At 62.3% G+C, this 13,842-nt stretch carries 13 protein-coding genes; 5 read left to right on the forward strand and 8 right to left on the reverse strand.

The window, feature by feature from the left end; all coding sequences use genetic code 11:
• Position 1: 1 nt before the first annotated feature.
• The 4 genes from JK176_RS12105 to JK176_RS12120 form a co-directional block, all read right to left on the reverse strand.
• Positions 2 to 595, reverse strand: coding sequence for a DUF4339 domain-containing protein (locus JK176_RS12105; protein ID WP_211588067.1), 594 nt, complete (start codon positions 593 to 595; stop codon positions 2 to 4).
• Positions 596 to 782: 187 nt separating this feature from the next.
• Positions 783 to 3,098 (reverse strand): xanthine dehydrogenase family protein molybdopterin-binding subunit, encoded by a 2,316-nt coding sequence (locus JK176_RS12110; protein ID WP_211588068.1) that lies wholly within the window; start codon positions 3,096 to 3,098, stop codon positions 783 to 785.
• Positions 3,091 to 3,567, reverse strand: a complete 477-nt coding sequence (locus tag JK176_RS12115) for a (2Fe-2S)-binding protein (RefSeq protein ID WP_062031771.1) — start codon at positions 3,565 to 3,567, stop codon at positions 3,091 to 3,093. Before JK176_RS12115 ends, JK176_RS12110 begins: the two co-directional genes overlap by 8 nt.
• A gap of 26 nt (positions 3,568 to 3,593) precedes the next feature.
• Positions 3,594 to 4,928 (reverse strand): cytochrome c, encoded by a 1,335-nt coding sequence (locus tag JK176_RS12120; RefSeq protein WP_194261710.1) that lies wholly within the window; start codon positions 4,926 to 4,928, stop codon positions 3,594 to 3,596.
• Between the two features lie 371 nt (positions 4,929 to 5,299).
• Between JK176_RS12120 and JK176_RS12125 the strand changes: the two genes are divergently transcribed.
• The 5 genes from JK176_RS12125 (at position 5,300) to JK176_RS12145 (ending at position 11,122) form a co-directional block, all read left to right on the forward strand.
• Positions 5,300 to 6,418 (forward strand): iron ABC transporter permease, encoded by a 1,119-nt coding sequence (locus tag JK176_RS12125; RefSeq protein ID WP_349291930.1) that lies wholly within the window; start codon positions 5,300 to 5,302, stop codon positions 6,416 to 6,418.
• The gene (locus tag JK176_RS12130; RefSeq protein WP_211588069.1) at positions 6,415 to 7,197 is read left to right on the forward strand and encodes an ABC transporter ATP-binding protein; all 783 of its coding nucleotides are present in this window, start codon (positions 6,415 to 6,417) and stop codon (positions 7,195 to 7,197) included. Before JK176_RS12125 ends, JK176_RS12130 begins: the two co-directional genes overlap by 4 nt.
• Complete coding sequence (locus JK176_RS12135) at positions 7,194 to 8,204, forward strand: ABC transporter substrate-binding protein (protein WP_249194485.1); 1,011 nt, start codon at positions 7,194 to 7,196, stop codon at positions 8,202 to 8,204. Before JK176_RS12130 ends, JK176_RS12135 begins: the two co-directional genes overlap by 4 nt.
• A 25-nt stretch (positions 8,205 to 8,229) precedes the next feature.
• Complete coding sequence (locus JK176_RS12140; protein WP_211588070.1) at positions 8,230 to 10,395, forward strand: family 20 glycosylhydrolase; 2,166 nt, start codon at positions 8,230 to 8,232, stop codon at positions 10,393 to 10,395.
• A 61-nt stretch (positions 10,396 to 10,456) separates the two neighbouring features.
• Positions 10,457 to 11,122 (forward strand): HAD family hydrolase, encoded by a 666-nt coding sequence (locus JK176_RS12145; RefSeq protein ID WP_211588071.1) that lies wholly within the window; start codon positions 10,457 to 10,459, stop codon positions 11,120 to 11,122.
• 15 nt (positions 11,123 to 11,137) lie between these two features.
• On the opposite strand, the gene JK176_RS12150 is transcribed toward JK176_RS12145, so the two are convergent.
• The 4 genes from JK176_RS12150 to JK176_RS12165 all read right to left on the reverse strand — a co-directional run bounded on the left by JK176_RS12150 (position 11,138) and on the right by JK176_RS12165 (position 13,828).
• On the reverse strand, positions 11,138 to 12,211 hold the full coding sequence (locus tag JK176_RS12150; protein ID WP_099286334.1) for a LacI family DNA-binding transcriptional regulator: 1,074 nt from the start codon (positions 12,209 to 12,211) through the stop codon (positions 11,138 to 11,140).
• 203 nt (positions 12,212 to 12,414) lie between these two features.
• Positions 12,415 to 12,672, reverse strand: coding sequence for a hypothetical protein (locus JK176_RS12155; RefSeq protein ID WP_194267619.1), 258 nt, complete (start codon positions 12,670 to 12,672; stop codon positions 12,415 to 12,417).
• 128 nt (positions 12,673 to 12,800) lie between these two features.
• Positions 12,801 to 13,184, reverse strand: coding sequence for a helix-turn-helix transcriptional regulator (locus JK176_RS12160; protein ID WP_211588072.1), 384 nt, complete (start codon positions 13,182 to 13,184; stop codon positions 12,801 to 12,803).
• Complete coding sequence (locus tag JK176_RS12165) at positions 13,181 to 13,828, reverse strand: peroxiredoxin (protein WP_211588073.1); 648 nt, start codon at positions 13,826 to 13,828, stop codon at positions 13,181 to 13,183. Before JK176_RS12165 ends, JK176_RS12160 begins: the two co-directional genes overlap by 4 nt.
• Between the last annotated feature and the right edge of the window lie 14 nt (positions 13,829 to 13,842).

Raw genomic sequence — 13,842 nt, forward strand, 5'->3', positions numbered from 1 at the left:
CTTACAGCTCGTAGTAGCGGCGGGAGACGTAATCCGACAGGCCGACATCCGGGAAGATGTGCCACCCCGTGGTGAGCGCTGGAACGAATTCGCACAGAAATACCAGAACCGACAGGAAAAAGAGCAGCATGCCGTGTCCGACAATTTGGATACGGCGCCAGAAATAAAGCGGTGGCAGCAGGATCCACAGGATCGTGCCGGGGCGAAAACCGGCAGCGAGCAGGCTGCGACGGTCCATGACGAGAGCCATGTAGAAAATGCCGATGCTCACGATCATGGATGCAAAATTGCTGGCGAAATCAGGGATGAGTCCGAAACCCTGAAGGACACTGACCGCCATGCTGCCAAAAAACGGTCCAACCAGACTGAGCCATAGCCAGCGGTTCGAGATCAGGCTGGCCGGTAGGGCCGGAGGGACGCCTTCGGGTTGCGGAGGCCAGAAGACGCAGCTTCCGGCCGGGTGCCATTCGCCGCCGAAATCCTCGGTCCAGCACAGGGTGGAATGCCCGATGATGCCTTCGGTCACGAGGGCTTTCATGCCGTCTGCGGACACCGGTCCCTTCCGGGTGCCATGGTCTTCGTAAAACCAGCTCACAGTTTGTCCTTTTCCCGGCGGCGCATCGTTCGGGGCCTGTTGGGTCCAGAACATTGCAGTCTGTCACGACTTTCGGGGGGCTTGGCAAGACCCTCCTGCCCGGATGACGGGTTCGGGCCTATGATCCTGTATGAAAAAGGCCGCAGTCCCGGCTGGGGCTACGGCCTTTTCCTGATGGGCTGACGGCTCAGCGTGGGTGCTGTTGCAGTTCGCGGCGCACATCAGCAGGTCGCATCGGCAGGTGCCGCAGGCGGACGCCGACGGCGTTGAAGATCGCATTGCCAATGGCAGGCGCGATCACCGTAACACCCGGCTCACCAAGGCCTGTGGGCTTTTCGGTATTCTGGACGAACTCGATGTCCATCTCCGGCACGTCGGGGAGACGCAGCGGGGTGTAGGTGTTAAGGTTGCGATCCTTGATCGTGCCATCGACGATTTCGGTGCCCTCGAACATGGCCATGCTGAGGCCCCAGAGCGCCGCGCCTTCGGTCTGGGCGAGTGCCCCGCCCGGATCAACGATAATTCCGGCATCCAGCACCAGCCAGAGCTTCTGGCAGGTGACGATGCCCGTCTTGCGATCGACATGAACCTGCGCCGCACCGGCTGTCCAGGTCGGCATGCCGCGTTCCTGACCGAAGCTGGTGGCGATGCCGATGGCCGTATCGTCGGGAAGCTGTTCCTTGCCGTAACCGATCTTGTCGGCCAGGCGCTGGAGCACGGCGGCCTGACGCTTGGCGCCGCCCACGGAGTTCGGGGCCTGACCGGCGTTACGGCCCTGCGCCGTGAACATGGACAGACGGAATTCCAGCGGGTCCTGCTTTGTGGAATGAGCGACCTCATCGAGGAAGCATTCCAGCGCCCAGGGCGTCCAGCCTGCACTGACCGAGCGCAGCCAGCCGGGACGGAAGGTGGCGTTGGCAAGGTCGTTGCTGACGGCGCGGACGCGCGTCGGGCCTGTGTCGTACCAGTGATCCGCACCTGCGATGGCGAACGGATCGTATTTCTTCCCGTCTTCAGCCGTGGCGAGGAAGGCCGGAGCCATGACCTGGGTTGGCCAGCCTGCGACCGCGACATAGTCCATCGTCGTGATCTTTTTGCGATCGTTGTCGAGCGCGACCTTGATGTTCTGAAAGGACGGCGAGCGGATGGAGTCCAGCTCCATGTCGTCGGAGCGTGTCAGGATCAGCTTGACCGGCGCGCCCCCGATGGCTTTAGAGGCCAGAGCGGCCGGGATGCAGTAATCGCCGTTCAGACGGCGCCCGAAGCCACCGCCGAGCATATAGGTCCGCATGACGACCTGCTCTTCGGGAACCTGAAGCGACTTGGCGAGCTGCGGCAGAATGAGGGACTGCCACTGGTTGCCGGTATGAACTTCCCACATGCCGTCGATATGACGCGCCACGGCATTGACCGGCTCAAGTTGGTAATGCGCGACGGATGCGCAGGTATAGCTGCGTTCGAAGACCTGATTGGGATGGATCGCAAGCGCTTCGTCCACGCCCTTGTCGTTGAAGACGCAGGCGCCGTTCTTCGGATTGAGCGTCAGCTTGCGGCCGTGTTCGATGATGTCCGCTTCGGAGACATGGATCGTCGGGCCGGGATTCCACTGCACTTTCAGGGCGTCGGCGGCGCGGATCGCAGCGGGATAGGTCTTGGCCAGCGCCACGACCCAGCCCGGAACGATTCCGGACGGATCGTCCAGCACCACATAGCGCTCATAGCCGGGGATTTTCTTCGCGGCGCTGTCGTCCACGGAGACGACCTTCGAGGCATAGCGCGTCGGTGGCATTTTCGGGCGGCCATACAGCATGCCGTCCAGTTTGACGTCGATGCCGTAAATGGCTTTGCCGGTCGTTTTGTCCGGGATATCGAGTGCTGGAACCGGCTTGCTGATGAGGCGGCGGTCCGCGACCGGCTTGAGCGGCAGCTTCGCCATGTCTTCGGGCGTGAAGGTCCGGGTCGGCTTGGCGCGGGCCACGATGTCGCCGAAGGACACGCTCTTGCCGCCAGCAGAAACAACGCTTTCGCTGACGGTGCAGCGTTCCGGCGTCGTGCCGAGCAGCTTGGCGCCTTCTTCAAGCATCACGCTGCGGGCTGCGGCACCGGCCTGACGGAAGGTGTCCCATGTGTCCCAGACGGACCAGGACCCACCGGTGACGTATTTCCCGGCCCATTTGGGCGCGGTGTCGACCTCGGTGATCTTGATCTTGTCCCAGCTCGCATCCATTTCGTCCGCGATGATGCGGGCGAGCGCGGTGCCGACATGCTGGCCCATTTCGGCGCGCACGATGTTGACGTTGATCGCGCCGTCAGGGGCGATGGCGCACCAGATATTCGGCTCGAACGCGGCTTCCGGCGGCATCGGGGAGGGCAGCGTTACGGCGGCACCGGCCTTGCGGGCGAAGCCGAACATCAGTCCACCGCCAGCGGCCGTCATCAGGAAGTTGCGGCGTGAGAGGCGCGCGGCGTCGCTCTTTTTCGCAATCTGTTCGATTTTAGCCATTGTTGGCGCCTTCCTGCTGCTTGGAAGCAGCTTCCTTGATGGCCTTGCGAATGCGGATATAGGTCATGCAGCGACAGAGGCTGCCCCCCATCACGCCGTCGATCTGATCGTCCGTCGGGTTCGGATAGTCCTTCAGGAGGCTTGCGGCCTGCATGATCTGACCGGACTGGCAGTAGCCGCACTGCGGCACCTGCTGATCCCGCCAGGCGACCTGAACGACGTGGTTGCCTTCCGGGTCCAGTCCTTCAATCGTGGTGATCGAAGCGCCTTCCACGGCGGAAAGCGGCGTGATGCAGGAGCGTGTGGCGCGGCCGCCGACATGGACGGTGCAGGCACCGCATTCGCCGATGCCGCAGCCGAACTTGGTGCCGGTCATGTTCAGGTCGTCACGGATGACCCAGAGCAGGGGGGTGTCTGCCGGGGCGTCGACCGTAACGGGCTGTCCGTTGAGTTCAAATTTCGTGGTCATGTCCTGTATTCCCAGTCCTGCCCGGATCAGTGCGAAGCGGTGATGGGCGGAGCTTCAAGCGTGGCGCGCGCGCTGGCGGCCTTCTTTTCCAGATCCGTCCAGGGGGGAAGCGTGGTGCGTGTGCGACGCAGATACGCGGCGATGCGGGCCATGTCATGGTCGGACAGGCCGGAATAGAAGCTCGGCATCGAGATGTGATCCTGACCTTCCTCTGCGGTGATGCCATGCAGCATGACCTGATAGAGGTTGTTCGGCTCATCCAGCCACAGCGCGTTGTTCAGAGCCAGTTCCGGGCGGCCGAGCACGGGGTTCGGGCCGGAGTTGTAATGGCAGGCGCCACAGGCGGCCTGATACAGACGGGCATCGGGATCCTGCGTCAGCGGGCCGGTCAGGTTGATGCCGGACATGTGCATGGCGCGGGCAATCGCGGCCTGATCGCCGCCGCTGCGCTGTGCGGCCTTGTCCACATCTGCATAATAATGAGCGATGGCGCGTACGTCTTCCTCGGGGATTTTCGACAGGAAGCGATGCGGCACAGGGGACATCGGGCCTGCGGCCGAACCGTGCAGCGGAGCCACGCCAAAGCGCAGATACTGGAACAATTCGTCTTCGGTCCAGACGACTGGCGTCGGGTTATGGTCGTTTAGGGGCGGCGCGATCCAGCCGTCGATGACAGCGCCGTCATAGACCTTGCTCATTTTCTCGGCGCCGAGAAGATTACGCGGCGTGTGGCAGGCACCGCAGTGTTCGTTACCTTCGGCGAGATAGGCGCCGCGGTTCCACTGGGCATCATGCTTGGGGTCGTTCTGGTAGCGGCCCGGCGTGAAGAACAGCAGTTTCCAGAAGCCCTGACCGATCAGGCGGATGTTGATCGGGAAGGGAACGGTGTTGTCGCGCGGCTTGAGATGAATGGCCGGGCGCGTCATCAGATAGGCGTAGAGATCCGAGACGTCCTGGTCGTTGACCTTGGTGAAGTGGTCGAACGGGAACGCCGGATAGAGCTGGGAGCCGTCGCGGGCGATGCCCTTGTTCATGGCGCGCTTGAACGCGGCCAGAGACCAGTTGCCGATTCCCCACTGCTCGTCCGGAGTGATGTTGGACGAGAAGATATCGCCGAACGGCGTGGCCATTTTGAAGTCGCCGGCCAGTTCGGGGCCGGGGGTGCCATCCACGCGGGTATGACATTCCGCACAATAGCCGCCATTCGCGACGATGGCGCCACGGCTGATGGCGTCAGCGGAGAACGACGATGCGGCGGGCCGGGGGATCGGGGCGATGGCGGGGTACCAGGCATAGGCAAGAAAGCCGATGCCTCCCACGGCACCAAGGCCAATGACAGCGGCAGCTATCCGTTTGAGCATGGTTGGACTGTCCCGGAAGGATTGAAATCATTTGCCACAAAAGGCGGCTGTTGCGTGCAACCTAAGGCACCGGACCATGAAAGGGAAGATTGCGCTATCTCAAAACCGTGCGTTTCCTAAAATAAATGCAATCAGAGTCATGAAAATAACACAGGTTTTCGGATGTTGCAGCGTAAAAGCGGGACTGTTTCAGTCCGGATTGCAGTATTCCCTGTCAGGGATCTTACTGATGATAACAGGCGATACTGGGGAGATTGTTTGAAATCCTGTTACATGTCCTTTGGAAGCAAGTCTATTTTATGACAATTATTATGGCACCGAGTGCCAAAAAATCTTATGCTTCTGATGCACTTTAAATGCAGGTTAGGGGCGTGGCTCAGGCCCTGACGTCGTCGCGCAAGGGGTTCTGGTGGCGCAGGAAGGCTTGGCTTATGGTTTTCCTGCGGCAGGTTTCGTCTGCTGTTCTGCCGAGAGGGTTTGCCATTTCCGTCCGTCCTGCCCTGATCCGTTCCCTTGCTCTGGCAGGCGTGGTTCTGAGCGTGTTGTGCGCGCTTTGTCTGGGGCGCTATCCGCTGTCACCGCTGCGGGTTTTGGGTGTGTTCGGGCATTTGTTGCATCTGTCTGCCGGAGTTGACCCGCTTGCGCAGGTGGTGGTGATGCAGGCGCGGTTGCCGCGTATTCTGGCGGCGCTTTTGGTCGGAAGCGCATTGTCCTGTGGCGGCGCGACCTATCAGGCTGTGTTCCGTAACCCGCTGGTCTCGCCGGATCTGCTGGGCGTTCTGAGTGGTGCGGCGTTTGGGGCGGCGCTTGCGATCGTCAGTGGCGGATCGGCGTTCGTGGTGCAGATGGGCGCGTTCGGGGGCGGGTTGCTGGCGGTTGGGTGTGGGTTGCTGATTAGCAGAACCCTGCCGGGAGGCGGGGTTTTGGCCCTGCTTCTGGGTGGCCTGATCGGGAATGCGATTTTCACGGCCTTGCTGTCTTTGGTGAAATATCTGGCCGATCCGATGGACCAGCTTCCGGCCATTGTGGACTGGCTTCTGGGCAGTCTGGCGCCGAGCGGATGGCACGAACTGGCGTGGGTGTCTGGTCCGCTCATTATCCTGACAATGGCGCTTGTTCTGTGCGCGCCTGTTCTGGATGTGCTGTCTTTGGGAGACGAAGAGGCGCGCAGTCTGGGTGTTTCCCTGCGGGTGATGCGTCCGGCACTCATTGTTCTGGCAACGCTGGCCTGTGCCATGACGATTTCGATGGCGGGCATTATCGGTTGGATCGGACTTCTGGTCCCCCATGTGGCACGCCTGCTCGTCGGGGCGGAGCACCGGAACATGATGCCAGTGACGGCGCTGCTGGGGGCCGGGGGGCTGGTGCTGGCCGATACCTGCGCGCGCAGTCTGACGACGGGCGAGGTTCCGCTTGGGATCGTCACGCAACTGTTCGGCGCTCTGGCTTTCGTGCTGGTTCTGCGGCGCCTGCGGGGCGGGATGGCATGACATTGCTGTCGTGTTGCAATCTTGGTTTCCGCCAGCCACGGCAGGCCGGGTTTGTGCTGGAGGATATCGATCTTTCGTTCCGGGAAGGTGAACTGGTCGGGCTTCTGGGGCTGAACGGTGCGGGCAAGAGTACGCTGCTGCGGCTTCTGATGGGCTTTCTCGCACCTTCGACGGGAGAAGTCTTTCTTCAGGGGCGGTCTATGCGGGAGTGGCCTGCCTCTGGCATTGCTCGGCATCTGGCTTATGTGCCGCAAAGTCATGTGGCGACGTTTCCTTATACGGTGCGGCGGATGGTGGAGTTGGGGCGGGTGCCGCATTCCGGCCTGATGGGGCGTTTGTCTTCGCCGGACGGGAGGGCCGTGGCGGCGGCACTGGAGCGGATGGGGCTGGAGCGTTTTGCCGATCGTCCCGTTACGGAACTGTCCGGCGGCGAGCGTCAGAGGGTCGTTCTGGCACGGGCCATTGCGCAGGATGCGCGGGGCCTGTTGCTGGATGAGCCGATGACGGGGCTGGATTACGGGTATCAGCTGCGTCTGATGGCGCTGCTGGCGGAACTTGCGCGGGAGGGGCGGCTTGTTATGCTCACGTCGCACCGGCCGGAAGAGCTTTATGCGCGTGCCAGCCGGGTTCTGGTTCTGGATCATGGTCGGATCGAAGCGGACGGGCCGCCGCAGGACGTCGTGACGGCAAAACGGATGTCAGCGCTTTACGGGGTGCCTCTAATGCAGATGGATCATGCCGGAAACCGCTTTTTCCATCAGGAAAGGAACGAGAAATGACATTGGGACTGACATTGTCACGGACCCTGAAGCGGTTTTCGGCCCTGACATTTCTGGGGACGGCTTTGATGGGTGCGGTTGCGCTGCCGGGGCCGGCCGCCTACGCGGCCCCTCCCACCCGGATTGTGGAAGGCTGGTACGCCCATAATGCGATGCTCATCATGCTGGGGGCGCAGAACCAGATCGTGGGAACCGTGGCGCGTCCGGCGATGTTGCCCTGGATGTTCAAGCTGGTGCCGTCGTTGTCCAGAGCCGAGACGCTGGACCCCGGCAATCTGAATGCGGAAGAGCTTTTGGCGCTGCATCCCGATCTGGTGTTCGTGACGGCTTCGGGCCATTCCGCCGATGCCCTGACGCGGGCCGGGCTGAACGTGGTGCCTGAAGGGTTCGACCGGTTTGATTCGATGCTCGACTGCGTGGACGGAACCGCGACCCTGCTTCAGACACCACTGGCGACAAAGCGGGCGCAGGCATATCGTCTGGCGTTTCTTCAGGCTGTCTCGCAGGCTCCGACCAATCCGCAGGGGCCGCTTGTGCTGCATGTGGAATCCCTCAAGCCACTCAGGGTGGATGGTGACGCCAGCATCATCGACCAGTGGATCCGCAGTGCGGGTGGGCGGAATGCCGCACAGGGCATTCATGGGAACAAACAGCCCGTTTCGATCGAACAGGTCCTGTCGTGGAACCCGGATATCGTCATTATCGGAGCGAATGCGGGCGATCCGGCGACGCTGACGCAGGACCCGGTCTGGTCGAAGATCAAGGCCGTACAGTCCGGGCGCGTCTATCGCAATCCGACCGGGTTGTTTCCGTGGGACCGTTATGGGCCGGAGCTTCTGCTTCAGGTTCTGTGGTCGCGGCAGATCGTTCAGACCGGACAGGTGGACCGGCCTGCGATGATCCGGTCTATCCGTTCTTTCTATCACACGTTCTATGGTATCGCGCTGTCTGCCGGGGATGCGGAGCTGATGCTCGATGCGCGTCCTCCTGCGCCCGATACGCACTGAAATTCATACTCAGGGACAGCTTCAGATGACGCAGACAGCTTCACAACGCGGCCGGATCGTTCGCCGCAGGGTTCGTGGCGCAGTGGGGCTGCTTCTTGCGGGAAGCGTTCTGGCGGGGATTTCTGCCGGCGCGGCGCGTGCGGAAGAGAGTCTGCTGCCCGTTCCGCAGAGCGTTTCGGTGCCCAATGGTGTGGCGCCGATCGGTGGCGGGGTGCAGATCGTGTGGGACACACGCCCCTCGCCCCTGCTGCAACGGGCGACGGCACGGTTTACGACGCGTCTTGCGGCCATCGCCGGGCCTGCGGGGCAGGATGAGCCGTATGTGCTGCATGTGTCCGCCGGGCCCGACCGGGCTTATCTGAGTGTGGATGAAAAGGAGCGTTACGCGCTCACGACGGCGGCCAAGGGCGCGCGGCTGGAGGCGGATGGTCCGGCGGGTGTGATTCACGGTCTGGCGACGCTGCTTCAGCTTGTCCGCGCCACCCCGGATGGTGCGGTCGTCGAGCGGATCCATATCGAGGATGCGCCCCGGTTTGCGTGGCGCGGTCTGCTGCTGGACGTGTCGCGGCATTTCGATACGGTCGAAACCGTGGAGCGCCAGCTTGATGCGATGGAACTGGTCAAGCTCAACGTCCTGCACTGGCATCTGAGTGACGGAACGGCCTTTCGGGTCGAGAGCCGGGCATATCCGCAGCTTCAGGCCATGACCGCCCCGGATCAGTATTATACGCAGGCGCAGATCCGCGAGGTCGTGTCCTATGCGGCTGATCGCGGTATTCGTGTTGTGCCGGAATTTGACGTTCCGGGGCATGCGCTGGCCATCGTGCGCGCTTATCCGGAACTGGCGGCGCAGCCTTTGCCGGATATGAGCACCAAGGGGCTGAACCTCAATAACGCTGCCCTCGACCCGACCAATCCGCAGACGCTGCGCTTCGTGCGGGTTCTTTATGGCGAGATGGGTCGCCTTTTTCCGGACCGCTATATCCATGCGGGTGGCGATGAAGTCGTATCCTCCCAGTGGACGAAAAATCCGGCGATTGCGGCCTATATGAAGGCACATGGCTACGAAACCGCCGAAGCGCTTCAGGCTGCGTTCACGGCGCAGGTCGCGGCCATGATTGCCGCGCAGGGACATGTGATGATGGGATGGGACGAGGTCAGCGAGGCCCCGATCCCGAAAAATGTGGTTGTCGAGCCGTGGCGTGCGTCGAAATGGACGGGATCGGCCACGCGCGCCGGGCATCCGGTCGTGGTGTCGGCGGGATATTATCTCGATCTGCTGCGTCCTGCCGCCACGCATTATGCGGTCGATCCGTTCGATACGCGGGCGGACGGCATCACGCCCGAGCAGCTGGCGAAGTTCCCGCCCAAACATCCCGAGTTCTCCGTGCCGTTTGAACTGGACGTGAACGCCCCGCCGCTGGATGACGCACAGAAAAAGCTGGTGCTGGGGGCGGAAGGGACGCTTTGGGCGGAAATGGTGTCCGAACCGATGCTGGACTCGCGGCTCTGGCCCCGGATGGCGGCACTGGCCGAGCGGTTTTGGTCCGCGCAGGACGTGCGGGATGTTCCTGATCTGGAGCGCCGTTTGCCGGTCGTGATGACGGAGCTTGAAGCGACGGGATTGCAGGCCACGCAGCATCGTCATGCCATGCGTGAAGCCATGGCGCCAGGACGTTCAGAGCCTCTGGCAGTGCTGACGGATGTGACGGTTCCTGTCCGCAATTATGCGCTCAACCATCTTGCAGCCCCCACCGGAGAGGCCATGCTGTCGGCACCTGTGGCAGTCGCGGAGCCTGATTCGTTTGTGGCGACTCAGTTCAATGCGATGGCAGAGCGTTATGCGCAGGGCGAGACGGCGCTGGCAGGCCCGCTGCGGCAGATGCTTCAGCGCTGGGCCGATAATGACGCGGCGTTCGTGACAAGTGCGAAAGGAATTCCGGCGCTTGAAGCCGTGGTCCCCGTCTCGCACGCCGTAGGGCAGTTGTCCCGCGCCGGGCTGAATGTTCTGAACGGGCGGAGCGGCTCGGCATGGCGGATGGATGCGGCCCGTCTGCTTCAGGATCAGGACGCGGCGTTTGAGAATTCGGCCAGTATGCTGGCCTCCGCCCATGCCCCGCAACCGCCGGGAGGATTGCTGATTGCGATCCTGCCGGGAATCAAAGCACTTCTTGCAGCAGGGGGGCGATAAGCGTCTCGGATCTGCGCCTCTGGGGGTGGATTTCCGGCGCGCGGCGGGGGAAAAGGAGAGCATGACACGTTTTCCGATCCTCCTCCTCGATTATGACGGCACGCTGGCGGAAACGCAGCCGGCCATTCTTCGCAGCCTGACAGAGGCGTTCGATGCCGTGGGTGTCTCCGCGCCCACGTCGGACGCGCTCAAACAGGAACTGACGCGAGGCGGCACGCTCCAGACGCTGTTTCAGGCGATCGTTCCCAAAAGCGACGAGCAGGATGCGGCGGCGTTCGTACGTCATTACCGGGCGTTCTATCCGGCGGCGGACGAGGAAGAGACGGTCCTGTTCGACGGGGTGGTGGACACGCTGGCCGCACTGAAAGAGCAGGGCACCATCCTCGCCATTCTTAGCAACAAACACGCGCCAACCGTGTGTGCGAGCATCGCGCGCTTTGGCCTGACGCCGTTCTTTTCAGGTGTTGTGGCGTCCGAACCGCATTTTCCGCACAAGCCTGATCCGCGCGTGATGGATGAGCGCATTGTGCCGCTGTTTCCGAAGCAGCAGCGCTCGGACTTTTTGATGGTGGGCGATACCGTGGCCGACCTTCAGTTCGCCCGCAATGCCGGGATCGCCTCATGCTGGGCCAGTTACGGCCACGGATCGGCCACTCAGTGCGCGGCACTGGACCCGGATCTGCGGATCGGGGCTTTCAGCGACCTGCCTGCCGCACTTCGGAACTGAAACGCCGCCGTCTGGTCAGGGGGCGGCGGGGCCGATGCTGCCGCGCAGGACCAGTTCGGTATCGAGGATGACATTCTCGCTGCCGCTGGCCGCACTTAGCAGGCGTACGGCTTCCGTCCCCTTGCGTTCGTGAGGCTGGCGGATCGTGCTCAGATCGGCGCCTTCGGCAGCGGGGATGTCATCGAAGCCGAAGATCGAGACGTCCTGCGGAATGTTCAGGCCCAACGCACGGATGGTCTGCATGGCACCGATGGCGACGCGGTCGCTCATGGCGAGGATAGCGGTCGGGCGCTGGGCGCGGTTCAGCAGATGGCGGACGCCTTCCGCTCCCATATCTTCGGAATTGATGGGGATTTCCCATGCCGGGACGTCTTCGGGAGCGATTTTCGCTTCCTGCAGCGCCAGAAGATAGCCTTCAAGGCGCATGGCGATGGTGCTGTGAGCGATATTGGCGCGTCGCTTTGCCGTCAGAGGGCCGAAATAACCGTCATGGGCTGTTTTGAGTGACAGAATGCCGAAATGCCGGTGCCCGAGTTCAAGCAGGGTTTTGGCGGCACGATACGCGGAGCCGCGATCGTCGATCCCGACATACGGCACGCCATCGAGGCGGGGCTGGTCCACCACGACGAGCGGAACATTGCGCTGCTGGGCCATGAGCACGCAGCGGCTGTCGGGAGCTACGGAATAGAGGATATAACCGTCCACGGCGGCGTTGCCGAGCGAGACGGGTGCGGTGCGGTTGCGCAGATTGCTGCCCGCGGAAATCAGGGCGAGATCGGTTTCCAGATCGTCACAGGACCGGGCGACACCGTTGAGAACGCTCAGGATTGCGGGGTCGGTGAAGGCGTAGGGCAGGTCTTCGCTGAACAGGAAGCCCAGAGCGCCTGCGCGGCCGGTGGCAAGCTGTTTGGCGGCTGGATCGGGGCCGGTATATCCAAGCTCCTGCGCGGCGGCGAGGATCTTCTCGCGCAGGGCGGCCGATAGCTGGCCGGGGCGGATATAGGCGTTGGAGACCGTTGTGTGGGAAACCCCGACCTGTGCTGCCACGTCCTTGAGGGTTACTTTGCGGCGATCGTACTGTCGGGTCATGGTTCCGGTCTGTCCAGCAAAAGACACCAGACCTGTCGGGGCCGATCCTGACGGCTGCGGTATGATGTCAGTTTTCTCTTAAAAATCACTGATGGCACCATATCCAGTCTGCCGGACGGAAACCAGTCACGGACGCGGGAGGGATTGCGAAAATGTACGATTTCGCAATCACGGATCTGTCAAACCCTTCTCCGACCAGGAGATCAGCTTTGTTTTGGCTTGGGAGCGGGAGCTTTTTTTGCCTGGGGGAGGGGGGTAAACATCGCGCGGCATTTGGGGGAGAGTTTGTCGATTTTCTTCTGCATGCAGGCGGTGATCTTGGCTTCGTTGGGGATGGCCAGCGCGCACAGGCGAAGCGCATCGCCCTTGCAGGCCTGCGTCTGTTCTTCACGGGTGGCGGCGGAGGCACCCTGTGTCAGTGCAAATGTCAGGCCGGCCAGGGCAATACAATAACGGATCATGTGTTTTCTCCTTACCTTCAGGTAAGCGTGTGGCGCTTTTCACAGTTTCAATCTGAAAGAACTTTATCGCAACTCTGTGTCCTGAAATATCCTTCAATAAGGACTTCCTGAATCCGGATTAACGACTTTCAGGAGTGAAGAATACGGGCAAACCGTGCCGACGCTGCCGGGCCGGGCGCCGTTTCGACGATGGGGGCCGGAAGCTCGGGCGGGAGGGCGCCGGGTTGCAGACTCATCAAAAGGACGCGCGCGCGTCTGGCATCTGGAGTGTCGGCCCAGCAGTAGTGAATGGCACGGGATTCACGTTGGGATTCGATCAGCCCCGCGCGCCGGAGGGCGCCCAGATGCTGGCTCAGTGTCGGTTGTCCGATACCGGTCATGGTTTCAATCTCGCTGACGGCATGGGTGCTGTCGAGCAGGGCCGAGAGGATCATGAGTCGTTGGGGCTGAGCGAGAATACGCAGCCATTCCGCCAGTTCGCGGCTTTTCTCAAGGGGCAGCAGGACGGTCATGAACGCTCCCTCGGCATGGGCTGGAAGAACCATTTGGCCCCGGCTTTTTCTACTGCGGCCTGCGTCTGAAGCGGGGGCGCGATGGTGCGCTGTCCGGGTTGCCAGCTTTCGGGCGTGAGAGCGCCCGCGCGGTCCACTTCCTGTAGGGCGCAGAGCAGGCGCAGGAGTTCGGGGACGGAGCGTCCGACTGTGGCGGGGTAGTTCAGGATCGCCCGGACGGTGCCCGTGGGGTCGATCATGAAGACGGAGCGGACGGTTGCGCTGTCCTGAGCTGTGCTGTCGAGCATGCCGTAAGCTTTGGCGACGGCAAGGGATGGGTCTTCGATGATGGGGAAAGGGACATGGACGTCGAACTGCGTCCGGATCGCGTTCACCCAGGCCAGATGGGCTGGAAGACTGTCCGCTGAGATGCCGAGGAGCGCGCAGTCCCGCTTCTGGAACTCCTCCGCGCTGCGGGCGAGAGCAATGAATTCGCTGGTGCAGACAGGTGTGAAATCGGCCGGATGGGCAAAGAGCAGCACCCAGTGCCCGCGCAGGGCGCTCATGATGAACTCGCCATGCGTGGTCCGGGCGCTGAAATCCGGAGCGCGGTCGCCGATGCGAAGGGACGGAAAAGACGATTCAGCGGGAGGGGATACGATCATGGTCCGGTTCCAAA

Origin of the sequence: Gluconobacter sp. Dm-73 (assembly GCF_018256215.1) — a bacterium.
GTDB classification, from domain to species: Bacteria; Pseudomonadota; Alphaproteobacteria; order Acetobacterales; family Acetobacteraceae; genus Gluconobacter; species Gluconobacter cadivus.

Excerpts from the sequence above, each read along its gene's own strand:
- JK176_RS12115 (WP_062031771.1), bottom strand. The coding sequence starts at position 3,567 with ATGACCACGAAATTTGAACTCAACGGACAGCCCGTTACGGTCGACGCC.
- JK176_RS12130 (WP_211588069.1), top strand. The coding sequence starts at position 6,415 with ATGACATTGCTGTCGTGTTGCAATCTTGGTTTCCGCCAGCCACGGCAG.
- JK176_RS12140 (WP_211588070.1), top strand. The coding sequence starts at position 8,230 with ATGACGCAGACAGCTTCACAACGCGGCCGGATCGTTCGCCGCAGGGTT.
- JK176_RS12155 (WP_194267619.1), bottom strand. The coding sequence starts at position 12,672 with ATGATCCGTTATTGTATTGCCCTGGCCGGCCTGACATTTGCACTGACA.
- JK176_RS12165 (WP_211588073.1), bottom strand. The coding sequence starts at position 13,828 with ATGATCGTATCCCCTCCCGCTGAATCGTCTTTTCCGTCCCTTCGCATC.
- JK176_RS12160 (WP_211588072.1), bottom strand. The coding sequence starts at position 13,184 with ATGACCGTCCTGCTGCCCCTTGAGAAAAGCCGCGAACTGGCGGAATGG.
- JK176_RS12150 (WP_099286334.1), bottom strand. The coding sequence starts at position 12,211 with ATGACCCGACAGTACGATCGCCGCAAAGTAACCCTCAAGGACGTGGCA.
- JK176_RS12145 (WP_211588071.1), top strand. The coding sequence starts at position 10,457 with ATGACACGTTTTCCGATCCTCCTCCTCGATTATGACGGCACGCTGGCG.
- JK176_RS12110 (WP_211588068.1), bottom strand. The coding sequence starts at position 3,098 with ATGGCTAAAATCGAACAGATTGCGAAAAAGAGCGACGCCGCGCGCCTC.
- JK176_RS12120 (WP_194261710.1), bottom strand. The coding sequence starts at position 4,928 with ATGCTCAAACGGATAGCTGCCGCTGTCATTGGCCTTGGTGCCGTGGGA.
- JK176_RS12135 (WP_249194485.1), top strand. The coding sequence starts at position 7,194 with ATGACATTGGGACTGACATTGTCACGGACCCTGAAGCGGTTTTCGGCC.